This is a genomic window from Burkholderia sp. HI4860, from assembly GCF_002223045.2.
In the GTDB taxonomy this organism is placed as follows: domain Bacteria; phylum Pseudomonadota; class Gammaproteobacteria; order Burkholderiales; family Burkholderiaceae; genus Burkholderia.
This window is the reverse complement of sequence record NZ_NKFO02000005.1, coordinates 756,957-782,893: the sequence shown is the minus strand read 5'-3', so window position 1 is coordinate 782,893 and position 25,937 is coordinate 756,957. Positions and strand designations below refer to the sequence as shown.

33 protein-coding genes are annotated in these 25,937 nt (G+C 69.4%); 8 read left to right on the top strand and 25 right to left on the bottom strand.

The genetic code is table 11. The features are described 5' to 3' along the window. Positions 1-104: 104 nt before the first annotated feature. The gene (locus CFB34_RS37620) at positions 105-680 is read right to left on the bottom strand and encodes a YbhB/YbcL family Raf kinase inhibitor-like protein (RefSeq protein WP_089443861.1); all 576 of its coding nucleotides are present in this window, start codon (positions 678-680) and stop codon (positions 105-107) included. A gap of 375 nt (positions 681-1,055) precedes the next feature. Here CFB34_RS37620 and CFB34_RS37615 point away from each other — a divergent pair, with 375 nt between their 5' ends. Next, on the top strand, positions 1,056-2,306 hold the full coding sequence (locus CFB34_RS37615; protein ID WP_089444025.1) for a phosphatidylserine decarboxylase family protein: 1,251 nt from the start codon (positions 1,056-1,058) through the stop codon (positions 2,304-2,306). A gap of 135 nt (positions 2,307-2,441) precedes the next feature. Here the strand turns inward: CFB34_RS37615 and CFB34_RS37610 are convergent, their stop codons facing one another. From CFB34_RS37610 to CFB34_RS37540, 15 genes are all read right to left on the bottom strand, one after another. Beyond that, entirely contained in the window at positions 2,442-2,990 is a 549-nt protein-coding gene (locus CFB34_RS37610) for a type 1 glutamine amidotransferase domain-containing protein (RefSeq protein WP_089444024.1), read from the bottom strand. A 273-nt stretch (positions 2,991-3,263) separates the two neighbouring features. Continuing rightward, positions 3,264-3,638, bottom strand: a complete 375-nt coding sequence (locus CFB34_RS37605) for a DUF3022 domain-containing protein (protein WP_089443860.1) — start codon at positions 3,636-3,638, stop codon at positions 3,264-3,266. Positions 3,639-3,707: 69 nt separating this feature from the next. Beyond that, positions 3,708-4,106: a hypothetical protein gene (locus CFB34_RS37600; protein WP_089443859.1), complete on the bottom strand. Its 399-nt coding sequence runs from the start codon at positions 4,104-4,106 to the stop codon at positions 3,708-3,710. 180 nt (positions 4,107-4,286) lie between these two features. Further along, positions 4,287-7,058, bottom strand: a complete 2,772-nt coding sequence (gene ligD / locus CFB34_RS37595) for a DNA ligase D (protein ID WP_089443858.1) — start codon at positions 7,056-7,058, stop codon at positions 4,287-4,289. 24 nt (positions 7,059-7,082) lie between these two features. Continuing rightward, positions 7,083-8,096: a Ku protein gene (locus CFB34_RS37590; protein ID WP_089443857.1), complete on the bottom strand. Its 1,014-nt coding sequence runs from the start codon at positions 8,094-8,096 to the stop codon at positions 7,083-7,085. Between the two features lie 39 nt (positions 8,097-8,135). Next, a complete protein-coding gene (locus CFB34_RS37585) occupies positions 8,136-8,639 on the bottom strand; it encodes a YetF domain-containing protein (protein WP_089443856.1) in 504 nt (167 codons plus the stop codon). A 12-nt stretch (positions 8,640-8,651) separates the two neighbouring features. After that, on the bottom strand, positions 8,652-10,757 hold the full coding sequence (gene katE, locus CFB34_RS37580) for a catalase HPII (RefSeq protein ID WP_089443855.1): 2,106 nt from the start codon (positions 10,755-10,757) through the stop codon (positions 8,652-8,654). A gap of 133 nt (positions 10,758-10,890) precedes the next feature. Beyond that, complete coding sequence (locus CFB34_RS37575; RefSeq protein ID WP_089443854.1) at positions 10,891-11,277, bottom strand: DUF3022 domain-containing protein; 387 nt, start codon at positions 11,275-11,277, stop codon at positions 10,891-10,893. Next, complete coding sequence (locus CFB34_RS37570) at positions 11,274-11,435, bottom strand: DUF1328 family protein (RefSeq protein WP_006767422.1); 162 nt, start codon at positions 11,433-11,435, stop codon at positions 11,274-11,276. Before CFB34_RS37570 ends, CFB34_RS37575 begins: the two co-directional genes overlap by 4 nt. A 46-nt stretch (positions 11,436-11,481) precedes the next feature. Next, positions 11,482-11,670 carry a DUF3008 family protein gene (locus CFB34_RS37565; protein ID WP_089443853.1) on the bottom strand — a complete coding sequence of 63 codons (189 nt, stop codon included), beginning with the start codon at positions 11,668-11,670 and terminating at the stop codon, positions 11,482-11,484. 395 nt (positions 11,671-12,065) lie between these two features. After that, on the bottom strand, positions 12,066-12,575 hold the full coding sequence (locus CFB34_RS37560) for a DUF892 family protein (protein ID WP_089443852.1): 510 nt from the start codon (positions 12,573-12,575) through the stop codon (positions 12,066-12,068). Between the two features lie 112 nt (positions 12,576-12,687). Continuing rightward, complete coding sequence (locus CFB34_RS37555) at positions 12,688-12,945, bottom strand: hypothetical protein (RefSeq protein ID WP_089443851.1); 258 nt, start codon at positions 12,943-12,945, stop codon at positions 12,688-12,690. A 25-nt stretch (positions 12,946-12,970) separates the two neighbouring features. After that, positions 12,971-13,282 (bottom strand): hypothetical protein, encoded by a 312-nt coding sequence (locus CFB34_RS37550; RefSeq protein ID WP_089443850.1) that lies wholly within the window; start codon positions 13,280-13,282, stop codon positions 12,971-12,973. Then, positions 13,279-13,506 carry a hypothetical protein gene (locus CFB34_RS37545; protein ID WP_089443849.1) on the bottom strand — a complete coding sequence of 76 codons (228 nt, stop codon included), beginning with the start codon at positions 13,504-13,506 and terminating at the stop codon, positions 13,279-13,281. Before CFB34_RS37545 ends, CFB34_RS37550 begins: the two co-directional genes overlap by 4 nt. Before the next feature lie 184 nt (positions 13,507-13,690). Then, a complete protein-coding gene (locus CFB34_RS37540) occupies positions 13,691-13,996 on the bottom strand; it encodes a hypothetical protein (protein ID WP_089443848.1) in 306 nt (101 codons plus the stop codon). A gap of 196 nt (positions 13,997-14,192) precedes the next feature. On the opposite strand from CFB34_RS37540, the gene CFB34_RS37535 reads away from it, so the two are divergent. The 3 genes from CFB34_RS37535 (at position 14,193) to CFB34_RS37525 (ending at position 15,531) form a co-directional block, all read left to right on the top strand. After that, a complete protein-coding gene (locus CFB34_RS37535; protein ID WP_089443847.1) occupies positions 14,193-14,447 on the top strand; it encodes a hypothetical protein in 255 nt (84 codons plus the stop codon). 78 nt (positions 14,448-14,525) lie between these two features. Next, positions 14,526-14,957 carry a CBS domain-containing protein gene (locus CFB34_RS37530; RefSeq protein ID WP_089443846.1) on the top strand — a complete coding sequence of 144 codons (432 nt, stop codon included), beginning with the start codon at positions 14,526-14,528 and terminating at the stop codon, positions 14,955-14,957. A 91-nt stretch (positions 14,958-15,048) separates the two neighbouring features. After that, positions 15,049-15,531 (top strand): PRC-barrel domain-containing protein, encoded by a 483-nt coding sequence (locus CFB34_RS37525; RefSeq protein WP_089443845.1) that lies wholly within the window; start codon positions 15,049-15,051, stop codon positions 15,529-15,531. Between the two features lie 138 nt (positions 15,532-15,669). Here the strand turns inward: CFB34_RS37525 and CFB34_RS37520 are convergent, their stop codons facing one another. Then, positions 15,670-16,563, bottom strand: a complete 894-nt coding sequence (locus tag CFB34_RS37520) for a LysR family transcriptional regulator (protein ID WP_089443844.1) — start codon at positions 16,561-16,563, stop codon at positions 15,670-15,672. Positions 16,564-16,757: 194 nt separating this feature from the next. On the opposite strand from CFB34_RS37520, the gene CFB34_RS37515 reads away from it, so the two are divergent. Both CFB34_RS37515 and CFB34_RS37510 read left to right on the top strand, forming a co-directional pair. Continuing rightward, the gene (locus CFB34_RS37515; RefSeq protein ID WP_089443843.1) at positions 16,758-17,027 is read left to right on the top strand and encodes a DUF4148 domain-containing protein; all 270 of its coding nucleotides are present in this window, start codon (positions 16,758-16,760) and stop codon (positions 17,025-17,027) included. A 40-nt stretch (positions 17,028-17,067) separates the two neighbouring features. Beyond that, on the top strand, positions 17,068-18,279 hold the full coding sequence (locus CFB34_RS37510; protein ID WP_089443842.1) for an MFS transporter: 1,212 nt from the start codon (positions 17,068-17,070) through the stop codon (positions 18,277-18,279). 21 nt (positions 18,280-18,300) lie between these two features. Here CFB34_RS37510 and CFB34_RS37505 read toward each other — a convergent pair whose 3' ends face one another. Continuing rightward, entirely contained in the window at positions 18,301-18,777 is a 477-nt protein-coding gene (locus tag CFB34_RS37505) for a response regulator (RefSeq protein ID WP_089443841.1), read from the bottom strand. 195 nt (positions 18,778-18,972) lie between these two features. Here CFB34_RS37505 and CFB34_RS37500 point away from each other — a divergent pair, with 195 nt between their 5' ends. Together CFB34_RS37500 and CFB34_RS37495 are read left to right on the top strand one after the other, a co-directional pair. Continuing rightward, positions 18,973-19,647 (top strand): UdgX family uracil-DNA binding protein, encoded by a 675-nt coding sequence (locus CFB34_RS37500; protein WP_242808779.1) that lies wholly within the window; start codon positions 18,973-18,975, stop codon positions 19,645-19,647. Beyond that, positions 19,644-20,924, top strand: coding sequence for a divalent metal cation transporter (locus CFB34_RS37495; protein WP_089443840.1), 1,281 nt, complete (start codon positions 19,644-19,646; stop codon positions 20,922-20,924). The genes CFB34_RS37500 and CFB34_RS37495 overlap by 4 nt, the downstream gene beginning before the upstream one ends. An 86-nt stretch (positions 20,925-21,010) precedes the next feature. Here the strand turns inward: CFB34_RS37495 and CFB34_RS37490 are convergent, their stop codons facing one another. The 7 genes from CFB34_RS37490 to CFB34_RS37460 form a co-directional block, all read right to left on the bottom strand. Then, the gene (locus CFB34_RS37490; RefSeq protein ID WP_089443839.1) at positions 21,011-21,619 is read right to left on the bottom strand and encodes a DUF892 family protein; all 609 of its coding nucleotides are present in this window, start codon (positions 21,617-21,619) and stop codon (positions 21,011-21,013) included. Positions 21,620-21,676: 57 nt separating this feature from the next. Continuing rightward, positions 21,677-22,282 carry a DUF4142 domain-containing protein gene (locus CFB34_RS37485; protein ID WP_089443838.1) on the bottom strand — a complete coding sequence of 202 codons (606 nt, stop codon included), beginning with the start codon at positions 22,280-22,282 and terminating at the stop codon, positions 21,677-21,679. 34 nt (positions 22,283-22,316) lie between these two features. Continuing rightward, positions 22,317-23,174 (bottom strand): SDR family oxidoreductase, encoded by an 858-nt coding sequence (locus tag CFB34_RS37480; RefSeq protein ID WP_089443837.1) that lies wholly within the window; start codon positions 23,172-23,174, stop codon positions 22,317-22,319. Positions 23,175-23,279: 105 nt separating this feature from the next. Further along, complete coding sequence (locus CFB34_RS37475) at positions 23,280-23,849, bottom strand: hypothetical protein (protein ID WP_089443836.1); 570 nt, start codon at positions 23,847-23,849, stop codon at positions 23,280-23,282. A gap of 64 nt (positions 23,850-23,913) precedes the next feature. Then, the gene (locus tag CFB34_RS37470; protein ID WP_089443835.1) at positions 23,914-24,213 is read right to left on the bottom strand and encodes a DUF2795 domain-containing protein; all 300 of its coding nucleotides are present in this window, start codon (positions 24,211-24,213) and stop codon (positions 23,914-23,916) included. Between the two features lie 26 nt (positions 24,214-24,239). Then, positions 24,240-25,268 (bottom strand): SDR family oxidoreductase, encoded by a 1,029-nt coding sequence (locus tag CFB34_RS37465; protein ID WP_089443834.1) that lies wholly within the window; start codon positions 25,266-25,268, stop codon positions 24,240-24,242. 30 nt (positions 25,269-25,298) lie between these two features. Next, on the bottom strand, positions 25,299-25,712 hold the full coding sequence (locus CFB34_RS37460; RefSeq protein ID WP_089443833.1) for a BON domain-containing protein: 414 nt from the start codon (positions 25,710-25,712) through the stop codon (positions 25,299-25,301). Positions 25,713-25,937 lie beyond the last annotated feature (225 nt).

Below are 25,937 nucleotides of genomic sequence, written 5' to 3'. Positions count from 1 at the left end.
CAGCGTCAGGGCATTCGCACGAGCGCTGCATGCCGGCGCCTGCGTGGCGCCACAAAGGCGGCCGAAGCAGCGAGTTTGGGCCGCGAGCAAACCGGCGCTCACGGTCAATTCGACGCTCGGTGATAAGTCGCGATATATCGTGCCTGTCCAAGGATGTTTCCATGCATCTGATAGGCAACGACCGCCGGACTCGACGTCGATTTCACGTCGACACGCGGAATGGACAACGCGGATACCGTCACGATATATCGATGAGATTCGCCCTGCGGCGGGCATGGCCCACCGTACCGGGATTCGCCAAAATCGGTCAGCGTCTCGAGCGCGCCCACCGGCATGAGCCGCACATCGCCTGATGCCCCTTTCCGAATCGACGTTTCCGAAGGCGGGATATCGACGACTACCCAATGCGTCCAGCCGAGCCCCCCGGTCGGGGCATCGGGATCGTACATTGTGACGACGATGCTTCTGGTACCAGCCGGAACGTGTGCCCACGAGATGCGAGGCGAGCCGTTGTCGCCACGACATCCAAATCCGTTGTACACCTGAGCATTCGTTAACTGACCGTCATGATCGAGATCGTCAACCGTGACAGTCAGCGGATCAGCAAAAGCAACTGCGGGCGCGGCTGCGCAAAGTACCGTGGAGCAAAGACTCGATCGCAGAAAAATACCCCATCTCATGGCGGGATCCTGAGAGAAGTTCGGTGTGATGATTCGCACGACCGGATTGACAAGCGATATGCCGTGCATGCTCCGGTCGTCGACGCGGATTCAAGGCTCGCGCTTCAACCATGAGTCGCACCCATGAAGTGCTCACCCTGGTGCTTGCGCGACAGCCTGCGCGACACATCCTAGGATCATCGTGAATTCGGCAGTAGGTCGGCAGACAACATAAGCATGTTGCGTGAAACAGAACAATCCGCGAATGCATGCCGGAGCGGCTCGTCGCGCTTGCGGCATGCCACGGGCGCGCACTCGATCCGCAAGATCGATGCCCCGACCGGGCAGGCGGATTGCTCCTTGCATCGATTCCTGATCATCGCCCCGGAGACCACGATGCCGACCGACCTCAACCCGCCACCGCCCCAGCGCCATCGTCTCGGCGAATGGATGGCCCGCGAGGAAGCGCACATGGCCGCGTTCCGCGAAAAAGTCGCGGCAGAGGCCCGCGCGCATGCCGGCGACCGGCTGCGCACGCCGGCCGTGCAGGAACTCGCGCGGCTGTTCGACGACCACGCGGTGCTACGCATGACCCTCGTCCGCGCGATCGAGGAGGCGGTCGAATCCGGCCGCCGGCTCGGCTATACGTCGATCGACGGGTTGATGACCGTCCTGGACCACCTGATGACCTACACGCCGCCGTTCAGCGACGCGAGCCTGATCGTGTGCCCGATCAATGCCTTTCTCGACTGGCCGATGTGCATGCCGTCGGGCCATGCGCTGTTTCGCGACGCCGCCGTCAACGCGCATCTGCAGAACGTGCTGAACGTATGGTGCGGCTTCCTGGGCGGCCCGCATTCGCGCGCGCATCTCGACACGTCGGCGCCCGACGGCTGGTTCTGCGACGCCGCGAGCAAGCGCATCGGGCTATCGCAGTTCCAGTATCGCGACGACCAGCCGCACGGCGGCTTCACGTCATGGAACGACTTCTTCACGCGGCGCTTTCGCGACGGCGCGCGCCCGGTCGCGGCGCCCGACGATCCGCACGTGATCGTCAGCGCGTGCGAGGCCGCGCCGTACCACATCGAATCGAACGTGAAGCTGCGCGACCGGTTCTGGATCAAGGCGCAACCGTATTCGCTGCGCGACATCTTCACGCCGGCCCGGCTGTCGCTCGCCGAGCGCTTCGTCGGCGGCGACCTGTACCAGGCGTATCTCAGCGCGTACAACTACCATCGCTGGCACGCGCCGGTGCGCGGGGTCGTCACGCATGCGTACCGGGTCCATGGCACCTACTACTCGATCGTCGAGGCGGAAGGCGCCGACCCGGCCGGGCTGAACGACTCCCAGGGATACATCACGGCGGTCGCGACGCGCGCCGTGGTCGCGATCGCCTGCGACGATCCCGGCATCGGCACCGTGGCCGCCGTGTTCGTCGGCATGGGCGACGTGTCGTCCTGCGTGATCGACGTCGTGCCGGGCCAGCGCGTTGACAAGGGCGACGAGATCGGCTACTTCCAGTTCGGCGGATCGACCTGTTGCCTGCTGTTCGAAGCCGGTGTGATCGACCGGTTCCTGCCTGCGCCGCCGTTCGAGCACGGCGCCGCCGTCGTGAACGTCAACTCGCCGGTCGCGATCGCACGGTGAGTCGCACGTGCGTCGGGCTCGCAGGCTCGACGCACGCCGGCTCGCGGTGCAATGTTTTCAACGGTTTGTAATGGCGCGGAACGTGGCCGGTGCGTCGGTCAGCGTGACACGACGCATGGCGCGGCCGCCACGGGCTCACGCCGCCCGAGGCGCCAGGGAATCGATCAGCGCGCCGTTGAAGGCCGGCAGGTCATCCGGCTTGCGGCTGGTGATGAACGGGCCGTCGCGTACGACCTCCTGGTCGACCCACTTGCCGCCCGCATGACGGATGTCGTCCTGCAGGCTCGGCCAGCTCGTCATCGTGCGGCCTTCCACGAGGCCGGCGGACACGAGCAGCCAGCCGCCGTGGCAGATCGCCGCGATCGGCTTGCCGGCCCCGACGGCCGCCGTCACGAACTCGCGCGCGGCCGGCACCATCCGGATCGCGTCGCCGTTCACCACGCCGCCGGGCAGCACGACCGCGTCGTAATCGCCCTCGCGTGCGTCGTCGAACGTGCGGTCGACCTTTACGCGCGCACCCTTGTCGACGTGCCTGAAGCCCTGGATTTCGCCCGGCTTCTGCGAAATCACGTCGACCTGTGCGCCTTCGGCCGCAAGCGCACGCTGCGGTTCGACGAGTTCGGCTTCCTCGAAGCCGTCGACCGCGAGAATCGCCACCTTGCAATGAACCAGTCTTCCGCTCATGAAGCCCTCCTTCAGTGACGCGGCACACGTCGTGCCGCGCCGGTGTCGCAGCAAGCGGCGTGCCGCTTCCGCCCACGTGACGCGCCCGCCATCCGGGAACGGTTTCGCGCCGGGCGGGCGGCTGTTCGCGTTCGACAAGGATCCGAGCACGATCAAAACGGCGCAGGGCATCGAGGATGCGCGCCCGGCACGCGAATTTCCCGCGTGCAAGGCCCGATGGCGCCCGCGCGGCGACCGCCGCCCGCGAACCGTGAGACGGCGTCGCTCACCCCGCTACTGCAGGCGACTCGCCGCGTCCAGCATCGCGTCGGTCACTTCGATCGTGAGCGTCAGGCTCTCATCGGTATCGGGCAGACGGTCGAGCATCACCTGCACCGTGTCGTGCAAAATCGCATGCACGCGCATCCGCGTGCCGTCGTCGAGCGACGCATACCGCTCCATCGTGTCGCTGTCGAGCGCCAGTTCGACCGCATGCCGGGCGAATTCCGGCGGCGCATCGGCCGTCAGCGCCCAGGTCGAGTGGAACTTGATCCTGCCCGTCGCGACGTCGACATGGACCGTCGTATCGAGATCGTCCGCCTCGATCGCGTCGCCGTCGATCTCGTCGATCTCTTCGTTCTCCCGCCGGTTCCGGGAATTGAATTGCATGATGCCCTCCTGTGTCGTGGCGGCGCGCCCGTCCCGGGAAACCTCGCCGCCTTCGTCGGCACGGCGCCGTCAATAGCCGCTGGAACCCGCGCTGCCCGCCCCGCCGGCACCGCCGCCGCCCGTGCCCGTCGACCCGGGCGAGCCGCCGTTGCCGTTGCCGGCACCGCTGCCGCCCGCACCCGCGCCGTTGGGGCCGCCGCCCGGCTTCACATGGCCGGCCGATCCGCTGTGCGAACGCGTGCCTTGTGTCGCACCCTGCCGCTGCATGGGGGCAGGCGGAGGCGGCGCGGTCGTATTGCCGTTGGTGCCCGGTGTCGACATGTCCATCGACGGATTCGGCGCGCCGGTGCCCTCGTCCGGACGCTGCGAGTTCTGCGCCCAAGCGGCAGGCGCGGCCGCGATGATCGCGACAGCCGCGCACGCCAGCATGCGCGGCGCGACATACTTCGATTCGGATACCGATTTCATGAAGTTTTCTCCCAGATTGAGACCACGTGAAGGAAATTCCTGCCCCTTCCTTTCAGCAAGGCCCATGCCGCCGTCGGCATGCGTGCTGGCGGTCGTGTCGGCATCCGTGATCGCACGCGGGATTTCCGCAGCGCCGCCGGTAAACGGGCACCCCCGTCTGCCGCGTCGGCGTTGACGCATTCACGTTTCGGCGCCCAGCCGCGCGCGCATCGCCGCGGTGATGCGCTGCCGCGTGTGCGCATAGCCTTCCCACGGATCGCGTTTCAACGCATCGAGGCGTTCGGGCAGCGTGTCGATCGTCCATTGCGCCCCGCCCGTCGTATCGGGCACCTCGTCCCAGTCGAGCGGCACCGATACGCCCATGCCGGGCCGCGCGCGCACCGAATACGCGGCGATCGTGCTCGCGCCGCGGCCGTTGCGCAGGTAGTCGACGAAGATCTTGCCGCGCCGGTGGCGCGGCCCCATCGTCGCCGTGAAACGGTCGGGCAGCGCGCCCGCAACGTGCTGCGCCACCGCGCGCGAGAAATCCTTCACGTCGTCCCAGCCCGCATGCCGCGTGAGCGGCACGACGACGTGCAACCCCTTGCCGCCGCTCGTCTTGCAGAACGAGACGAGCCCCAGCTCGTCGAGCAGCCCGCGCACGAGCTGCGCGGCGTCGATCATCGCGCGCCACGGCAGCGCCGGATCGGGATCGAGGTCGAACACGATGCGGTCCGGCCGCTCGATGTTCGACGCGTGCGCGTTCCACGTGTGCAGCTCGACCGTGCCCATCTGCGCGGCGCCAAGCAGCGCATCGACGCTGTCGAGCGACAGCAGCGGCCCATGGCCGGGATCGAGCCCTTCGTGCTGCGTGACGTACGGGATCTCGCGGCGCTCGGCATGCTTCTGGAAGAACAGTTCGCCGGCGATGTCGCCCGGGGCGCGCACGAGCGACACCGGCCGGCCCTTCAGGTCCGGCAGCAGCCACGGCGCGACCCATTGCCAGTAGTGCGCGAGGTCGATCTTGCGCGTGCCGCTGTGCGGATCGAGCACCCGCTCGGGATGCGTGATGCGCACGCGGCCGACACGATGGTCAGCGGCCGCGCGCGGCGTGTCGCCGGCAGACGCTGCCGCACGCGCGCCGCGCGTGCGGCCGTGCGCCGGATCGGGTTGCGGTGCACGCGAGGATGCATTGCGCGCCGCGCGGGATTCGTTCATCGTCGCCTCCGTTTTGGTTGGCCGCGGCACTTCGCGGACGATCTGCCGCGCCGGCTTGTCTTCGCGCAGCGCGATGAACGCCGCCTGCCGCACGATGCCGTCGCTCGTCCATTCCGCGAATTCGCATTCGGCGACGAGCGTCGGCTCGACCCAGTGGACGCGCGTGCGGGACCGTTCACGCGGCGGCGGGTCGAACGGCGTCGTGCCGCGTTCGTGCTCGCGCAGCGTCGCCGCGAGCCGGTCGAGCAGACGCGTGTCGAAGCCGGTGCCGACCCGGCCGACATAGCGCAACGGCGGTTTGCCGCGTGGTGGCTTGCCACCCGCGGCCGGTTCGTACACGCCGAGCAGCAGCGCGCCGAAGCCGTGCCGGCTGCCCGACGGCTCGGTATAGCCGCCGATCACGAACTCCTGGCGCCGCCGGCATTTCAGCTTGATCCACGCGGACGAGCGGCCGCCGCGATAGCGTGAATCCGCGCGCTTGCCGATCAGCCCTTCGAGCCCCGTGTCGCACGCGCTCGCGATCAGCGACGCGACGTCGTCGCCGAGATCGGGCGAATAGCGCAGCCGCGCGGGATCGCTGCCGGCGAGCAACGGTTCGAGCAGCGTGCGTCGCGCGGTGAGCGGCGCATCGCGCAGGTCGTATCCGTCGAGAAACGGCAGGTCGAATACGAACAGCGTCACCGCGTCCGAACGGCCCGCGCCGAGCGCGTTCTGCAGCGCCTGGAAATCGGGCAGCCCGTGCTCGCCCAGGACGACGGCCTCGCCGTCGAGCCACGCGTTGTCGACCTCGAGCGCCGCGAGCGCGTCGCGCTGCATGCGCAGCTTCGCGGTCCAGTCGCGGCCTTCGCGCGTCATCAGCGTGACGTGCCGACGCGCACCGCGGCCCGCGATCCGGGCCAGGATCCGGTAGCCGTCGAATTTCACTTCGTAGCGCCAGTCGTCGTGCGCGGGCGGGGCATCGACGAGCGTCGCGAGTTGCGGCGTCACGCGCTCGGGCAATGCCGCGCGCACCGCGCCTTCCACCTGCGACGGATCGATCGCCGTCGTGCGCGCCCCGCCGTCATGCGGCGGATGGGCAGGCGCCTTGCGCGCCGCCTGTGTCCGGCCGTCATGCACGCTGCCCGGCTGCTGCGCGACGACATCGAAGCTGGCCGCATCGCGCGCGTCGTCGTCGCGCTCCTTGATCAGCAGCCATTGCTCCTGGCGCCCCTGCTGCCGCCCGCTGCGCACCAGCGCCCAGCCGCCGTGCAGCTTCGTGCCGTCGAGCCGGAACGTCAGCTTGCCCGCGCGGTAGCCGTCGCGCGCCCGGGCAACGCCGCCGTCGGGCGTCCAGGTGCCCTCGTCCCACACGGTGACCGAGCCCGCGCCGTAATGGCCGGCCGGGATCTCGCCTTCGAACGACGCATATTCGAGCGGATGATCCTCGACGTGCACGGCCAGCCGTTTCACCGACGGGTCGACGCTCGGCCCTTTCGGCACCGCCCATGACTTCAGCGTGCCATCGAGTTCGAGACGGAAATCGTAGTGCAACCGCCGGGCGTGATGCTCCTGGATCACGAAGCGCAGCGGTCGGGCCGTGCGCGCGGACGGTCGCGTTTTATGCGCGTCGTGCGCCTTATGCGGCCCATGCGCCCTCTGCACGCTCGCGTCCGCATCCGCATCCGCGCGCACGCGCCGCCGCCCGTGCGCCCCCTCGGGTTCCGGCGTCGCGTCGAAGCGGCGCTTGCGGCGATAGGGTTCGAGCTTGCCGGCCATCGCGTCACCCTCCTCCCCGCGTCGTCACGCGGCGTGCTTGCGGCGCACGGCGGTCTTCTTCGCCGCGTGCGTGCCGGTCGCGCCGTGCTTCGCGGCCGCGCGCTTCGCCGCTGCATTCGCCGGTTTCTTCGCCGCGCCCTTCGCGGATGTCTTCGCTGCCGGCTTGCGGCGCGCGCCCGTCGATGGCGAAGGCGAAGGCGCACGGTCTTCCTCGTCGTCGTCCGCGCGCGCGGCACGCGCACCACCGCCGCCCTTCAGGCTGCGCTTGAGCAGCTCGGTGAGATCGACCACGTTGCTCGCCGTGCGCGCCGTCTGCGCGGGGCGATCCTCGATTTCCTCGATGCGGCCCGCGCGCACCTTGCGCTCGACCAGCTCGAGGATGTCGTCGCGGAACGTGTCGTGATACTCGTCGGGCGTCCAGGAGCCCGACATGTCGTCGATCAGCTTCTTCGCCATCGCGAGTTCGCGCGCACTGACGCCGGCGCGCTTCGCGTCGTCGGCCGGTACCGACAGTTCGTCGAGCGGCCGCAGTTCCTCCTGCCAGCGCAGCGTATCGAGCGCCAGCAGCGGCCCGACCGGAATCAGCGCGCCGAGATGCTGGCGGTCGCGCATCACGACGTGCGCGATGCCGATCTTGCCGCTGTCCTTCAGCGCGTCGCGCAGCAGCGCGTAGACCTTCTCGCCCTTGCGGTCCGGCACGAGGTAGTACGGTGTGTCGAGATACAGGAACGACACGGCGCCCGCATCGACGAACGTGACGATGTCGACGGTCTGCGTCGACTCGGGGTTCGCCGCGCGGATCTCGTCGTCGGTCAGCACGACATAGCGCTCCTTCTCGTACTCGTAGCCGCGCACGATGTCCTCGCGCGTGACTTCCTTGCCGGTGCGCTTGTTGACCTGCCGGTAGCCGACCGGGTCCATCGAGCGCTTGTCGAGCAGCCGGAACGACGGCTTCACGGTGCGCGTGGCCGGGAACAGCTGCACGGGCACGTGAACGAGCCCGAAGCTGATCGCGCCTTTCCAGATCATGCGTGTCATCGATGTCCTCCTTGCGGCGTCCGTCGCCGCACGCAACCGTCAGGGCTTTCGGGAACGGCTGCGCCGCACGATGCTGACGTGGCCGTTGCGCTCCAGGATCGCCGCATCGACGTCCGACAGGTCGTCCGCGCCGAGCGCCTGACGCACGCTCTCATGGACGTCCGTCGGCGTGATCAGCGCCGCGCGCATCTGCGCGTCGTCGAAGCGGCCGTTGCGATACACCTCGCGTTCCGCGCCGACCAGCAGCCGCTCGAGCCGGCGCGAGCGCAAGCAGGCCAGGCCGATCACGCGATGCAGCAGCGCGATCGCGAGCGACGCGGCCACCGTCGCGACGAACGGCGACGCACCGACCACCGCGCGGCTCAGGATCGCGCCGAGCAGGATGCCGACCACGTAGTCGAACGGCGAACGCTGGCCGAACGCGCGCCGCCCGGCGATGCGGATCAGCACCAGCGCGATCGCGAACACGACGATCGAGCGCAGCACCATCTGCCCGGGGCCGAGCATCCGGCCCTGTCCGAACAGTGCGACGACGACGTCCATGATCGCGTGGCGCTAGGCCGGCAACTCGGCGGCCTGCTGCTCGCGTGCCCAGACGCGATGGCGGCCGAGGTGGTCGGACAGGTCGTTCAGGACTGCATCGAGATCGACGGCCTGCCCGACGCACACGCCTTCGGCCGGGTCCGGCAGGTGGGCGGCGCTCAGCAATTGCCGCCCCGACCCGACGGCCGCGATCGGCTTCAGGTGCTTGAACGCTTCGCGCACGAAATGCCGCGCGTCGGCGCTGTGCGCGAGGTCGCGGCCGTCGCCGTCGCCGCCGCACACGAACACCGCGTCGAACATCACCGACGGCATGCCGGCCAGCGTCGCCTGCGGCACGATGCTGCCGATCGGCGCCAGCGTCGGCGCGACGATCGTCGGCACCGCATGCGCGGCCTGCAGCGCATCGCGCACCTGCTGCACGAGCGCCTCGCTCGTGCCGGCGGTCGCGATCAGCGCGATCTTGCGCGATTGGATGCCCGGCTTCGAGCGGCCGATCAGGCTCAGCGCGGGCGAACGCTGCGCGACCGTCGGCGTCGCGCCCCCGTGCGGCGCGGGCAGCCCGAGCCGCTCGGCCACCTGCGCGGCCAGCCCCGCGTCGAAGCGGGCGATGATGTCGTTGACCACCCGCTCGCGAATGTGCGGCTGCGTCACCTTGCCGAGCTCGAAGCAGTATGCGTCGCGGATATGCCGCTGCTCGATCTCGGTCATGCTCTGGTAGAACAGCGCGGGCTGCGAGAAATGATCGGCGAACGTCTCGCTGCGCACGCGCACCTTGTCGCCTTCGAGCGGCTCGTGCACGGTCTCGAAGCCGCCGCTGGCCGGCGCGGGCGGCGTCTCGCGCGGCCAGCCGCCGCTCGTCGAATTCGGTTCGTACGACGCCTGCCCGACGTTGATCGTCTGCCGGTGCATCGCATCGCGCTGGTTGTTCGCGAACGGGCACACCGGCCGGTTGATCGGGATCTCGTGGAAGTTCGGGCCGCCGAGCCGGCTCAATTGCGTATCGGTATACGAGAACAGGCGCCCCTGCAGCAGCGGATCGTTCGTGAAGTCGATGCCGGGCACCACGTGCCCCGGATGAAACGCGACCTGCTCGGTTTCCGCGAAGAAGTTGTCGGGATTGCGGTTCAACGTCATCCGGCCGATCGGCCGCACCGGCACGAGTTCTTCCGGCACCAGCTTGGTCGGGTCGAGCAGGTCGAAGTCGAACGTGTCGGCATCGGCCGGATCGATCATCTGCACGCCGAGTTCGAACTCCGGGTAATCGCCGCGCTCGATCGCCATCCACAGGTCGCGCCGGTTGAAGTCCGGGTCATGGCCGGCAATGCGCTGCGCCTCGTCCCACAGCAGCGAATACGCGCCGCTCACGGGCCGCCAGTGGAACTTCACGAAACGCTCGGCGCCGGCCGCGTTCACGAAGCGGAACGTGTGCACGCCGAAGCCGTCCATCGCGCGGTAGCTCGCGGGCAGCGCGCGGTCGGACATCAGCCACAGCACCGTGTGGGTGGTCTCCGGCACCAGCGACACGAAATCCCAGAACGTGTCGTGCGCGGACGCGCCGGTCGGCATCTCGTTCGGCGCCTCGGGCTTCACCGCATGCACGAAATCGGGAAACTTGATCGCATCCTGGATGAAGAACACCGGCATGTTGTTGCCGACGAGGTCGTAGTTGCCCTCTTCCGTATAGAACTTCACCGCGAAGCCCCGCACGTCGCGCACGGTGTCGGCCGAGCCGCGCGGCCCCTGGACCGTCGAGAAACGCACGTACACCGGCGTTTCGGCGGCCGGGTCCTGCAGGAACGCGGCCTTCGTGTAGTCGGCCATCGGCTCGTACACGCGGAACACGCCGTGCGCGGCCGAGCCGCGCGCATGCACCACCCGCTCCGGGATGCGCTCGTGATCGAAATGCGTGATCTTCTCGCGCATGATGAAGTCTTCGAGCAGCGACGGGCCGCGCGGGCCGCCGCGCAACGTGTTCTGGTTGTCGGCGATCCGCACGCCCTGGTTGGTGCGCAGCGCCTCGTGGTCGGGCCGCGAACGGTGCTCGTCGAGCTGGCGCGATTTCGCGCTGTCCTGCGACTGGGCGGGCGGCGTCTTGCCGGTTGAGGGGGAATGGGTCATCGAACAGATCCTCGTGGCATTCGGAAGGGGATCCGCCACGCGCGCACCGCGTTGCCGCGGCGCGCACGGGCGGACAGCAGGAAAACCGGCGCGGCCGGGCGCAACCGCACCCGCCGGCCGGCGGTGGCTTCAGTCAGGGTGCGCGCAACGCCGCGTCGAGTTCGGCGCGCGTCACGTCGAGCGCGGCGTCGCACTCGATCGCCGCGTCCTCGACGCGCGGCTTGCGCGCGTCCACCGCACGCCGCGCGCTGTCGCACAGACGGGTGCGCGCACACAACCGGTCGGCCGCGTCGAGCGACGCATAGCGGGCGATCACGTCGGGATCGAACCGCAGGTCGACCGCGCACCGCCAGTCGCGCGCGCTTGCGTCGGCCGGCACACGCACCCACGACACCTGGATCGTCAGCCGCCCGGACGCATCGTCCGCGTGCACGACAATGGTCGATTCCGACGGGAAACCGTTCGCGAGCGCATGCTCGAGTTCCGCGATGCGCTGCGACCGGTCGGGCGTGACGCTCATCGTCGGACGACGCCCAGCAGCAGCGTGACCAGGAAGATCACCACGAAGATGTAGAACAGGATCTTGGCGATCTCCGCCGCGCCGGCTGCGATGCCGCCGAAGCCGAACACGGCCGCGATGATCGCGATGATGAAGAAGATGATGGCGTATCGAAGCATGGAACCCTCCTGGATGACAGCGGTCACCGGTACGTATCGGCGTCGATCAGGCGTCGTGCTTGTGTTTCGGTTTGCCGTGGGTCGGCGTGGAGGCCATTTTCTCGAGCTCCTTTTCGCTCATCGATTTGGCCATCGACTTCGACGGGGCCTTGAGGTCCTTCATTTTCGTCTCGCCGCGCTTGGCCGACAGGGCGGCCCCGGCGGCGCGTTGCTGCGCCTGCGATTTGGCTGGCATGGTCGTGCTCCTCTCGTGGGTGCGTGCCTCGCGGCAAGCGGTGGCACGCAGGTGGTTGAACGTGGTCGAATCGCCCGGCCGTCACGCCGCATCGCGGCACCACGGGCCGGCTCGCGAAATCGTCATCGCCTGACGATCCTTCGTCACGGTGCCCTGCGCAAGAACGATGCCTCGGCCGCGTGGCCGCGGCGAATCCGCCTCGAAAGCCGCCCTGTGGGTCGACTTGCGGTTCACCGTCTGCCTGCCTCATGCATTGAACGTGCCAGCTCGTTGAAGCGCGTCCGTGGCGGGGTCGCCCTGCGTGTCGCCGCAAACGGGAGCGGATTATTTACAAGCCGGCGGCAAGTTTTGGACATGCATTCCGTAAGCCGCGAAGCATGCAGGATCGTCAACCGTCAGCGCTTCGCATCGATGCGATCGACGGCCGAACGATCGAGAAAGGCGGTCGTCAGTGCCGGCAGGTGGCGCAGCAGCCACGCGGCCAGGCTGCGCTCCTGTTGCAGGATCCGTTCGCAGCACGCGTGGATCTCCGCTTCGCCGGCCGCCTGCGCGGCCGCGGCGAGCGCCGTATACGCGGCGATCTCGACGTGCGCGAACGCGTAACCCGCCAACGCCCCCTTCACCACTTCGTCGACGGCGAGCATGCCGCTCGCGATCCGGCCGTACGCGGCAATGCGCGCGGCCAGGTCCTTGATCGCGGACGGCGTCGTCCCGAGCCGCATCAGGCACGCTTCGACGAGCGCCTGCTGGCCGAGCGTGTCGTCGAGATGCTGGCGCAAGCGATCCTGCAATTGCGGATAGTGGTCGAGCCGTTTCAGTTGCGCGGCGAGCAGCATCTCGGCCTGCCGCTCCATCGCATACGCATCGCGCAGCCAGTCTTCCAGGTGTTCGCGCGGATTCGCCATCGGTTTCCTCCGGCCGCATCGCGGCGCGGCGTGCCGTGCGCCGCCATCGACGGCGCGTTGCTCGGCGCGCGCGATTCCGCGCACGGACCGTGAGTGATGTCCCGGCGCCGGGTCAGTACTGCATCAATGGCGGCGTGCCCGGCAGCGGCCGGTCGCCCTGCGCACCGTTCGAGCCGGTCGACGGCCCGTCGGCCGCTTCGCCGCCCGCCGCGCCCTGCGGCATCGTCGTGGTCGACTGTGCGCCACGGCTGTCGGGTGGCGCACCACGGGCGCCGTAAGGGCCGTTCGCCGGTTGCGTGCATGCGCCGAGCGCACACACGGCGGCGCACGCAACGACGCCCATGCGTATCGTCTTCTGGATCGGGTTCATCGCAATCCTCCCTGTGACCGGCGTCTCATAGCCGGTTGAAATGGAAATCGCCGGCGTACGCGGTCGGGGCGCGACGCGCCATCATCGCGTCGAATTCCACCGCCACGCGCGTGAGCGCACGGCGCTGCGCATCGATGCCGGCCTGCTCGAGCGCGGCGAACGCGTCCGCGTCGAACGCCACGGTCAGCGACGCCGGATGACCGTCGACGCGAAAGCCGATATGCAGCGCGCCGAGCGGCTTTTCCTCGATATGGAACGGCATCGCGCGCGCCTCGAAATGGCGGCCGAGCGTTTTGGCGATGTCGCGCAACACGCCGGGCTGCACGCGGACGCTCATGGCGATGCCTCGGTGCGCGCTCGCGATACCACGCCCATCGGCGGCGTATGCGCGGGCGGCTCGCGCTCGGGCGGCGCATGCCCCGGCGGGTCGCCCTCGGGTTGCCGGTACGGCTCCGGCAGGTCGGGGGGCACGTCGTCGGGATCGGGCGGTTCAGGATCCGGCCCGATGTCGGGTAGCGGCGGTTCGGGCCGCTGCAACCACTGCGCTGTGTCAGGTGTCATCGGCACTCCTTCCTTGCGGGGTCGGCGGGTCGGTCGCAAGCGCGACCTTCGCCGGCCCAGGGTGCGCAAACCGCATGCCGTCGTGGCCGTCATCAGCCACTCCGCCGCGACGCGCACGCGGGTGCCGCGAACGGCCTGCCGTGCCTTCGCTACACCGTCCGCTGCAAATCTTGCAAGGGCGCGGCTACGCGTCGAAAGCGGCCATCACGAGCCACAGCTCGCGGCCGTCATCGCGCACCTGCGCGGCGAGCGCATACGAATCGGACGGCTCGCACGCGCGCTGCAGCGCGAACCGCGCCGGCTCGGTCGAGCCGAACGTCTCGCCGCCGAGCGGCCTCACGTCGGCCTTGCCTTCGAACATCCGGCGCTCGGGCCGGTAGATCAGCGGTTCATGCTTCCATTCGTTGAAATGGCTCTTCAACGAATCGAATCCGCCGCCGCATACGTTGACCTCGTAGCGCACGCCCGGTCGTCGTTTCGGAATCGTCATCGTGCCTCCCGCTCGATGTAGATGTAGACACGGCCGGCACCGGTTGCGCCATCCGCCTGCGTCATCGTCATCGCCCTCGCGGCAAGTCGCGTGCCGCGTGCCGCGTGCGTCCGGCGCATCGCGACGCATCCCGGCGCAGACCGGGCACGGCCGTTGCGGAGGAAACACGCCATCGGCATCGACACGGAGGCTTGCGATGAAGGATTCGACCCGGACCGGCCACGACGCGCCGGCACACGAACGCCAACCTGATCCGTCGCCGCCGCTCAAGCACCGCGACCGCGCGCGGACGGGCCATTCGGAACGTCATATCGACAAGCAGCTCGAGGACACGTTTCCGGCGAGCGACCCGCCCGCGACCGGCGGCGTCACGCGCATCGAGCCGGACACGCCGCCCGGCACGCACGACGCCGGGCCGTGGCAGGACAAGCGCGAACGCGGCGACGCATGAGCGCGCCCGGCACGCGGCTTGCTGATTTGTGCGGCCCATTTCGATCCATTGCACTACCGAACTCGAGAGGAGAAATTCATGCATCGCGTCAACGAAATCATGTCGCAGGACGTCGTGCACATCGCACCGACCGACTCGATCCGCCATGCCGCGCAACTGATGGAGCGCTACGACATCGGCGCGCTGCCGGTGTGCGACAACAACCGGCTGATCGGGATGGTGACGGACCGGGATCTCGCGGTGCGCGCGATTTCGGTCGGCAAGCCGCCGGAGACGCGCATCCACGAAGTCGCATCGGGCCCGATCGAATGGTGTTTCGACGACGATTCGCTGGACGAGATCCAGCACTACATGGCGGACGCGCAACTGCGCCGCCTGCCGGTCGTCGATCACGACAAGCGGCTGGTCGGCATGCTGTCGCTCGCGGACATCGCGACCCGCATGGCCGGCCCCGAGCGGGACGATCTCGCGAACACGCTCGAAGGCGTGTCGCAACCGAAGCAGACGTGACGGAGCGCCCCCCGCCCCGTCCCGACCCACCCGCGCGACCCGCAGGGCCCGCCCCGGGCACCGTCGCGCCCCATGCAGCCTGGAGGAAACCATGCAGACTTCCGATCAAGGTCAAACCCGCATCATCGGCAAGGGCGCCGCGACGGCGGCCGGCCCCGGCCCCGACGTGATGGCGGCCGATACGCTGGAAGGCAACAAGGTCTATACGACCGACGGCGACGACGTCGGCAAGATCAAGGACATCATGCTCGACGTGCGCTCGGGCCGCGTCGCCTACGCGGTACTGTCGAGCGGCGGCATCCTCGGCATCGGCGACAAGCTGCACGCGATCCCGTGGAGCGCGCTCACGCTCGACACCGAGCGCAAATGCTTCCTGTTGTCGGTGTCGTCCGAGCGGATCCGCAACGCACCGGGGTTCGACAAGGACCACTGGCCGGCGATGGCCGATCCGCAATGGGCCGCGCCGCTGCACGAGTTCTACGGCAGCACGCCGTACTGGAGCGCCGGCGACGAACTCGGGCTGACCGACCCGACCGAGGAACTGAACGATCCGCGCTCACGCGACCGTCTCTGATCGCGCCGTCACGCTGCGCCGGTTCAGCGGCGCAGCCGCTTCGAACGCCCCGCCCGCGTGGGGCGTTTTTCTTGCCGGCCGTCGCCACGACGGCCCGGACACGACAGGCAACAGGCGGCAGGTGACAGGCGACCCGCGCTACGCGCGATGCCGCAGCGCGTCGATCACGACGGTGAACGCGCGCGACGCCGGGCGGCGGCTCGGATAGTACGCGTGGTAGCCGGGAAAGACCGGGCACCAGTCCGGCATCACGATCCGCAGCCGGCCGCTGCGCACATGCTCGAGCACGATGTCCTCGGTGACGAACGCGATGCCGAAGCCGTCGAGCGCCGCCTGCACCATGTGCGGCTGCGTGTTGCAGGTGATCCGGCCGTTCACGCGCGCCAGCACGTCGTTCCTGCCCTTCTTCAGCTCCCACGCATAGATGCCCTTCGCGGTAGCGAGCCGCAACGTGACGCAATCGTGCTCGAGCAGGTCCTGCGGCTTTTTCGGCGGCTTGCGGCCGTCGAGATAGGCCGGCGACGCGACCATCGCCATCCGGACATCGGGGCTGATCCGCACGGCGATCATGTCCTTGGCCACCTGGTCGCCGTAGCGCACGCCGATGTCGTAGCGCTCCTCGACGATGTTCGACAGCCCGTAATCGACCGACAGCTCGATGCGGATATCCGGGTAGTCGGGCAGGACCTGCCTGAGTTTGGGCCAGATGATCGTATCGATCGGATGCTCGGTGGCGGTGATGCGCACCACGCCGGCCGGCTTGTCCCGGAAATCCGACAGCGCGGCCAGTTGCGCGGTGATCTCGTCGATGCGCGGGGCCACCGCCTGGAACAGCGCCTCGCCCGCGTCGGTCGTCGACACGCTGCGCGTCGTGCGCGTCAGCAGCCGCACGCCGACCCGCGCCTCGAGATCGCGAATGGTATGGCTCAGCGCCGACTGCGACACGCCGAGCCGCGTGGCCGCGCGCGTGAAGCTGCGCTCGCGGGCCACCGCGAGAAACACGAGCAGGTCGTTCAGGTTTTCGCGCGCCATGTCGAAACACTCCGGTCGGGACGGACGCCCATCGTAGCACCGCGGGCGGCGATTCATCAGTCTGGCTCATGAGTCCAAGCGCGCCGTGCTACTTAATCGATCCGCGACGAATCACTAGACTGCGAAGCCATCGACCCGATGCATCGCGGCAGCGCCCGGATGCTCGGACTACCCGCATCCCGGAGCCCCACCTCATGACTACCCGCTTTCTCACTGCCGTTACCGCCATCGCCGCGCTGGTCGCGTCCGGCTCGCCGTTCGCGCAATCCGCACCGGGCCTGACGCGCGAGCAGGTCCGCCAGGACATGCAGCGCTACGCGGCCGCCGGCTTCAATCCGGCGCGCATGAACCCGCGCAGCTGGGTCGACGACGCCCAGGCCGCCGCGGCCCGAGTACAGGCCGGGCGCGCCGACGACGCGCGCACGCAACTCGCCGTGCACGGCGCCTCGACGCGTTGCGACTGAGCGCGCGCGCCCCTTCCTTTTTTCCGATCCGGTTTCCGACATGCCATCCGTCTCCAGCCCCGATCGCGGCACGGCACCCGACTGTGCGGCCGCATGGGGCGCCGTCCTCGCGATGTCGCTCGGCGCGTTCGCGCTGGTCGCCTCCGAGTTCATGCCGGTCAGCCTGCTCACGCCGATCGCAGGCGACCTGCACGTCAGCGAAGGCCAGGCCGGCCAGGCCATCTCCGTGTCGGGCGCGTTCGCGCTGGTCACGAGCCTGTTCATCGCGTCGCTCGCCGGCCGGCGCGATCGCAAGCCGCTGCTGCTGGTGCTGACCCTGCTGACGATCGTGTCCGGCACGCTCGTCGCGTTCGCGCCGAACTACGCGGCGTTCATCGCCGGCCGCGCGCTGATCGGCGTGGCGATCGGCGGCTTCTGGTCGATGTCGGCCGCCACCGCGATGCGCCTCGTGCCGGCGCCGCACGTGCCGCGCGCGCTGGCGATCGTGAACGGCGGCAATGCGCTGGCAACCGTCGTCGCGGCCCCGCTCGGCAGCTTTCTGGGCGGAATCGTCGGGTGGCGCTGGGCGTTCTTCTGCGTCGTGCCGGTCGCCGCGATCGCATTCGGCTGGAAGCTCGTCAGCCTGCCGTCGATGCAGTCCGCGCCGCGCGGCGCGTCGGCCAACGCGCTCAGGCTGCTGGCCCGGCCGCCGGTCGCGCTCGGCATGGCGGCGGTCAGCGTGTTCTTCATGGGCCAGTTCACGCTGTTCACCTACCTGCGTCCGTTCCTCGAAACCGTCACGCACGCGGGCACCGTCACGCTGTCGCTGCTCCTGCTCGTGATCGGCGTCGCCGGCTTCATGGGCACGGTCCTGATCGGCGGCGTGCTGGAACGCGGGCTCTACCGGACACTCGTGGCCACGCCGGCACTGATGGCCGCGATTGCGGCGGCGCTGCTGGTGTTCGGCGGCTCCACGGCGGCCACCGCCTGCCTGCTCGGCGCATGGGGGCTGCTCGGCACCGCCGCGCCGGTCGGCTGGTGGACGTGGCTCGCCCGCACGCTGCCGCACGATGCGGAAGCCGGCGGCGGGCTGATGGTGGCGGTCGTGCAACTCGCGATCGGGCTCGGCGCGACGATCGGCGGGATGCTGTTCGACCTGCACGGCTACCGCGCGACCTTCGCGATGAGCGCGGCACTGCTCGCGTTCGCCGGCGCGCTGGCCGTCGTCGCGGGCCGGTCCGCCCGGCGCGCCGCCACGCTCACCGGCGGTTGACGCGCCGCCCCGGCGGCTTTTTTACAAGCGCCGTGTAACCGCCCCGTCCGGCGCCGCGCGGCCGCTCGCCGCATCCAGATAGCCCAGCAGCCGGTGCGGCGTCAGCGGTTTGGCGCAGTGCGCGTCGAACCCGGCTTGCTTCGCCGCCTCGCAATCGCGTCGCGACGCGAGCCCGCTGCACGCGACGAGCAGCATGTCGCCGGTGTGCGGATCGTTGCGCAGCCGCGCCGCCAGCTGCAGCCCGTCGAGGCCCGGCATCGCGATATCGAGCACGACCGCGAACGGCTGCCAGTCGCGCGCGATCGCGCAGACGGCGAACGGATCGACGGCAATGCGGCATTCGAAGCCGCGCGCCTCGAGCAGCAGGCGCAGCGCATCGGCCGCGTCGCGATAGTCGTCGACGATCAGCACGCGACGCGGGCGCCGCGGCACGCTGTCGGGGGCGCGCCACAGCAGCACGTCGTCCGCGGCCGGATCGTCGCCGGGATCGGGAAGCATCGCGTTTCTCCTGTCGTTGATCCTGCCTCCACGCAAACCACGCGCCCGTCCCGGCCGAGGCGGAACGGCGGTTGCTGCATCGGTACGAATCGTCGTACCGGAGCCCCTCATGCGCGTCACGCTGCGCTTTCGTTTCCGTTCCACCCCGCTGGCGTGGGCCACGTGCCGCGCCGCGGGCCGCACGGGCATTGCCACATGACGCGCCAGACGCCGCCCGCCGCCGACGACGCCGACGATGCCCCGGCGACACTCGGCGCATGCCGCCGCTGCGCGCTGTGGGAGCATGCGACGCAGCCGGTGCCCGGGGCCGGCCCCGTCGACGCGACGATCATGCTGGTCGGCGAGCAGCCGGGCGACCAGGAAGACCGCAAGGGATTGCCGTTCGTCGGCGCGGCCGGGCGCATGCTGGACCGCGCACTCGACGAAGCCGGGATCGAGCGCGCGCACTGCTACCTGACGAACGCGGTCAAGCACTTCAAATGGGAGCCGCGCGGCAAGCGGCGGCTGCATAAAACGCCCGCGCAACGCGAAGTGGCCGCATGCCGCTACTGGCTCGAACGCGAGCTCGATGCGGTACGGCCGCGCGTCGTCGTCGCGCTCGGCGGCACCGCGCTGCGCGCGCTGCTGCAGGACAACGATGCGACGCTCGAGGCCGCACGCACACCGGTTCGCACGGCGCAAGGCCTGCTCGTCGTCGCCACCTATCACCCGTCGTACGTGCTGCGCACGCGCGGCGCCGATTCGCGCGAGCACGCGTACCGGACGCTCGTCGACGCGTTGCGCACCGCCTCGCGCCTGGCCGGCGCACCCGACCGCGACGGCGACCCCGATCGCGACGGCCGGCCCGGCGCACGGGGAGGCACCCCGTGAGCGCACCCGGCGACGACGTGCAGCCGGCCGCGGGCGCCGCGCCGCGCAACCCGACACCGTGGTACCGGCGGCTCGGCCCGCGCCTGCTCGCGGGGGCGTCCGATGCCGATCCGAGCAACATCGCCGTCTACGCGCAGGCCGGCAGCCAGTTCCGCTTCAACATGCTGTGGATCATCGTCGTCACGCTGCCGATGATGGTGGCCGTGCAGCTCGCGTCCGCGTTCATCGGGCGCCGCAACCGCGCGGGCCTCGTCGCGGGCATTCGCGAGCACTACTCCGACCGGCTCGCCAAGGCGCTGATCGTGATGGTCGCGATCGTCAACGTCGTCAACGTCGGCGCCGATCTCGCGGCGATGGGAGACGCGACCGCGCTCGTGATCGGCGGTCACAGCTACTGGTATGCCCCGGTCTACGGGGTCGCGTCGCTCGCGCTGCAGGTCATGCTGTCGTACGAACGCTATGCACGCTGGCTGAAATGGATGACGCTCGGGCTGATCGCCTACGTGCTCGAACTCGGCTTCGTGCAGATCGACTGGCACGCCGTACTGCACGCGATCGTGCTGCCCCGGATCGAATTCACGCATGCGTATGCGACCACGACGGTGGCCGTGCTCGGCACGACGCTGAGCCCGTACCTGTTCGTGTGGCAGGCCGCGCTCGAAGTCGAGGAAACCGCATCCACGGAGCACGACACGCGCAGCGAGACCGAGCGGCGCGTCACGTTCGACACGTGGTTCGGCATGGTCGTCACGAACGCGGTGTCGTTCTGCATCATGGTGATCGGCGCCGCCGTGTTCTTCGAGCACGGCCGGCACGACATCGGCAGCACCGCGCAAGCCGCCGAAGCGCTGCGACCGATCGCCGGCGAAGCCGCGTTTCTCGTGTTCGCGTTCGGCATCGTCGGCTGCGGGCTGCTCGCGATTCCCGCGTTCGCGGGCAGTGCCGCGTACGGCTGCGCGGAAGCGTGGCAGTTCCGCGAAGGGCTGAACGAGCCGGTGCGGCGGGCCCCCACGTTCTATGCGGTGCTGGCCCTGTGCGTGTTCGTCGGCATCGCGATGTGCGTAAGTCCGATCGACCCGATCAAGGCGCTGTACTGGAGCGCGGTGCTCAACGGCGTCGCGGCGGTACCGATGCTCGTGATGGTGATGCTGCTGTCGCAGCGGCGCGAGGCGGCCGGGCAACCCGGCAGCGGCACCGTGTCGAAAACCTCCGGCTGGCTCGCCGTCGTGCTGATGGCGGCGTCGGTCGTGACGATGGTCGTCGACCTGCTGACCTGAGCCGCGCATCGACCGTTCGTGGCGCACGCCGCTTTCGTCGCGCCGGGCCGGGCTGACCGCCTCCCGCCAGGCCCGGCCCGCCGCACTTACATCATCTTGCCGCGCGACTTTTCGGCGCGCGCTGCATCCGCCGCCGATTCGACCTTCTTCACTTCTTCCGGCGGCGGCAGCACCGCCTTGAAGCCCATCGACTGGATCCACATCTCGCGCGCCCAGCCCCGCGTGTGATACAGGTGATGATCCTCGTCGGCCTCGACCTCGTCGTGCGCGTCCTTCAACGTCTTCGCGGCATCGCCCGACAGCTGGTCGGCCGCATAGCCGATCAGCTCCCAGTTCAGGTGATCCTTGGTCTCGGCGAGCACCACGCACTCAGCCGCGACGACCTGCGCGACCGCCGGGTCGGCCTGCTTCCGCGCCTGCTCGATCGTATGCACGAGCGCCTTGCCGATGGCCGCCACCGCGCTGCGGCCGGGCGTCTGCGCGTCGGGATCCATGCCGAGCGTGTCGAACACCTTGCGCAGCACCTCCTGGTGATGCAGCGTCTCGCGGTGGTACTTCTCCCATTCCTTGTGCAGATCCTCGTCGGTCGCGCATTGCAGCGCGGCTTCGTAGATCTTCGCGCCGCCAAGCTCGGTTTCGTATGCCTGGCAGAGCAATTCGAGGATGCCTTCATGCTTCGGTTGCCGATGGGCCATGACTGACTCTCCAAAAAGACGGGCCGCACGCGCGGCCCGGGGTTGAACGGGCGCGCGTCAGTGCGCGCCCACCTTGCGTTCGAGCGCCTGCGCCATGCTCAGGTGATGCCGCAGCGTCGGCAGCGTGGTGCTCGCGAACTCCCTCAATTGCGGATCCCGCCCGTTGCGCGCTTCGCCTTCGAACAGCGCGACGGCCTTGCGGTGCGCATCCGGGCCGACCGCCGCGACGTACGCAGCGTCGAAATCGCGACCGTGCTTGCCGCGCAGCGCCTCGACGTCGGGGTCCTGGATCTGCTCGACCTGCGGCTTCATGCCCTGGCGCGCGGCAATCTCGTTCAGGCGCGCATTCGCCTTGCCGTGATCGGCCACCATGCGCTGCGCGAACGCGCGCACGTCCGGCGACTGCGCCTGCCGCAGCGCGAGCTGGCTCGCCTGCACCTCGGCCTTGCCGGCGATGGCCGCCTTGTCGACGAATTCCGCGTCGCCGCCCTGCGGCGCTTTCGCGATCATCGCGTCGCCCGCGCCCGACGACGGGTTGATCACGCCGCCCGGCACCTGTGAATTCGATGCGGGCGGCTCGCTCGGCATCTGCGCGCGGGCGAGGCCGCCGGCGGCGAGCAGGGCCGCGGCGAACGCCGCGATCGTCCAGTGGGATCGTTTCATGGGCTTCCTCCTTGCATTTGGCGAGAGACGGCCATCAGCCGCCGACGATCGAGCCGCCGTTCGGGTGCAGCGTCTGCCCGGTCATGTAGCTCGCGCCTTCCGACGCGAGCAGCACATAGCAGCCGATCAGTTCGTCCGGCTGCCCCGGCCGCTTGAGCGGCACGTTCGCGCCGAACTTCGCGACCTGCTCGGCTGTGAACGTCGACGGAATCAGCGGCGTCCAGATCGGCCCCGGCGCGACCGCGTTGACGCGGATGTCGCGTTCGGCCAGCTCCGCCGACAGCGACCGCGTGAACGCGACGATCGCGCCCTTGGTCGCCGAGTAGTCGGGCAGCGTCGGATTGCCGTGATACGCGGTCACCGACGCGGTGTTGACGATGCGTCCGCCGTGCTTCATGTGCGGCAGCGCCGCCTGCGTACAGAAGAACATCCCGTACACGTTCGTGCGGAACGTGCGTTCGAGCTGTTCCTCGGTCACGTCCTCGACGCCGGGGCGCGGATGCTGTTCGCCCGCGTTGTTCACGAGCACGTCGAGCCGCCCGAGCCGCTCGACCGTGCGCGCCACTGCATCGTGCGCCTGCCGGCGATCGCCGACGTCGCACATGATTGCCTCGCAACGCCGGCCGGCCTGCTCGATCAACTGCTTCGTCTGCGCGGCGTCGTCGGACTCCTTCAGGTAGACGATCGCGACGTCGGCCCCTTCCTTCGCGAAGCCGATTGCAACCGCGCGGCCGATCCCGCTGTCGCCGCCCGTCACGAGCGCGACCTTGCCGGCGAGCTTGCCGCTGCCGACGTAGTCGGCCGCCGAGTCGCGCGGCTGCGGATGCATGTCGCGCTCGGTGCCCGGCTGGTGGTCCTGCTTCTGAGGCGGCGGAGTCTGTGCGGTAGTCATGGGTGCGTTCCTCCCTGAACGGTGTCGTCAATCGCTCGCAAGCGGCGTGCCGCACCGGGCAACGCCATCATTGCGCGCGCAACGCTACAAGCGGGCGTAAAAAATTCAGCGTGGATGGTCGCTCGATGCAGGCTCGCCGGGCCGGCGTACCGGATCGAAGTCGCGCCACTCGCCGTCCTGCCAGTCGCCCTCGACACGCTCGATCGACGACGCCCCGGTCGCGCGCAACACGTCTTCCGCGGTATTGGCGGTGTCGGGCGCCACGCGCACCGCAAGGATCACGCCGGCTTCGCTCCGCGCGAGCGTGCCCTTGCCCTCGGCCTGCTCGCCGCGCATGCGGCCCAGCGCGCCGCCGAAGGCGCCGAGATACGCGCCGGCCAGCGCGGCGGCGGCCGGCACGAACCAGTAGCGCACGCCGATCGCATAGACGAGGAGCCCCACGACGAGGCCGATCAGCACCCCGCGGATCGCGCCGATCATCGCGCCGCGCCCGCCGGGCTTCGCCGCCGTATCGGCATAGACGTCGCCGCCGATCGGAAAGCGCGCATGCTGTCCGGCGGGATTCAGGAAGAAGATCGATACGTCGTCCGAACCGAACGCGCGCTCGTAAAGGTGGCGCGCCCCACCTTCCGCTTCGTCGAACGTCGTGAAGCGGCCTGCGACGATCATCGCCATGGTCGTGTTCCTCGTGACGGGGGTGGCGCCGCGTGCAGCCGCACACGGCGCGACGGGGCGGCGCTCACATCAGCCGCCCGAGTTCCTTCGACACCGACGCCGGCGTGCCGTATTCGCGATCGGGAATGCGGCGGAGCATGTCGATCACGCCGGGGTCCGCATGCGAGCGTTCCGCGCACTCGACGACGGCCGCCTTGCTGGCCGGATAGCCCATGCCCTTCAACGCCTTCTGCACGTCGATCGGGCTCGGCGCCTTGCCGTGGCCGCCCTGATGGCCGCCCTTGTCGTGGTCCTGCTGCGTGCGCTCGCCTTCGTGCGCGCGCGAGTGGCTGTATTCGTGGCCCGTATGCTGTCGGGATGTCATGAATCTCTCCTTGGGAATGAACGAAATCACGTCGACGCGCGGCGCGCACGCGCCAGCGCGGCGACCACCAGCGCCGCCGCACCGAGGGCGAGCGCCCCCGCCACCTTCGGCCGCTGAACCACCGTGTTGTAGGCGCACCCGCGCAGCACGGGCCCGTCCATGCCTGCGCGCTCGTGCAGCGCATGGCGCGGCTCGTACAGCGCGTTGTCGTCGCGCGGCCGGGCCGGGCGATCCGTGCGCTGGCTGCGCCAGAACAGCCGCGACGCGATGCGATCGAACAGGCGCGGCGCGTGATACGCGCTCGCCGACGTGAACTTCGCCGCGCCGCCCACGAACAGCGTGCGGCGCGGATGCGCGGCCGCGAACAGGATCGCGTCGGCCACCAGTTCCGGGTCGTAGATCGGCGGCGGCAGCTTCGCCTCGACGTTCATGTAGTTTTTCGCGTGCATCACGAACATCGTGTCGATCGCGGCCGGCTTGATCAACGTCACGGACACCGGCAGGTGGTCCCCCTCCATCTCGAGCCGCAGCGAATCGGTAAAGCCCTTCACCGCATGCTTGGAGGCCACATACGCGCTCTGCAACGGCACCGGCGCGTCGGACGCCTCGCTGCCCATGTTGATGATCGCGCCGCCGTGAAAGTCGTTCTTGCGCCGGAAGTGGTCGGCCGCCACGAGCGAGCCGTGCACGACGCCCCAGTAGTTGGTGTCGAACAGCTTGCGCTGGTCGTCGAGCGGCACCGCGGAAGCCGGGCCGAAGATCGACACGCCGGCGTTGTTGATCCACGTATCGAAGCCGCCGTAGGTCTCGACGGCCTTGGCGGCCGCGCGCTGCAGATCCTCGAGATTGCCCACGTCGCCCGCGACCGCCACCGCGAGATCGCCATGCTGGCGCAGTTCCTCGCACAGCGTATTGAGCGCGGCTTCGTTCCGCGCGAACAGCACCAGCTTCGCGCCGCGGCGCGCGGCCTTGCGCGCGGTGACGAGACCGATGCCGCTCGTCGCGCCGGTGATCACGATCGTCTGCTCGCCGACCGGTTTGAGCATGCAGTTCATGGCTGGACTCCTTGTGCGGCGCGGCCGCGGTCACTTGGCCCGGATCGTCAACTGATCGCGCACGTCCTGCACGCCGTCGACCTGCTTCACGACGCCGATGGCCTGCGTGCGCTGCTGCTCGTCGGGCACGCTGCCGGTGAGCGTCACGATGCCGCGCCGCGTCTTCACGTGGATGTCGCCGGACGACAGCCCGCTCGTTCCGACCAGCTCGGCCTTCGCCTTGGTCGTGATCGTGGCGTCGCGAATTTTCGTGCCGGTGGTCGTATGCGACGACGACGTCGTCGACGTCGACGTGGACGCGGCACTGTCGTCGCCGGCGGCGAACGCATTCGGCGCGATCACCGCGCACGTCGTGGTGGCGGCGATCGCGATCGCCATGCCGGCGCGCATCGCGTTGCGACGACGGATCCTCAAGGAACGGACTTGCAGCGGGAATGCCTTCATCGTGACCTCCTTTCGTCGAGCCGGGATAGCCGGCGGGTGAGCGGGACAGCGCAAGTCGCGTGCCTCGGTGCCGGTGCGGTGCCGGTGCGGTGCTGCCGCGGGTTCGCCCGATCAGACGCCCTTTCATCCAACCCGTTGTAATTTTTTCGGTATCCCGACGGGGGTCGCCACGGGCAACGCACCGGGTACGCCGCTTGCCGAACCCCCGGCAACGGCGGCCCATCC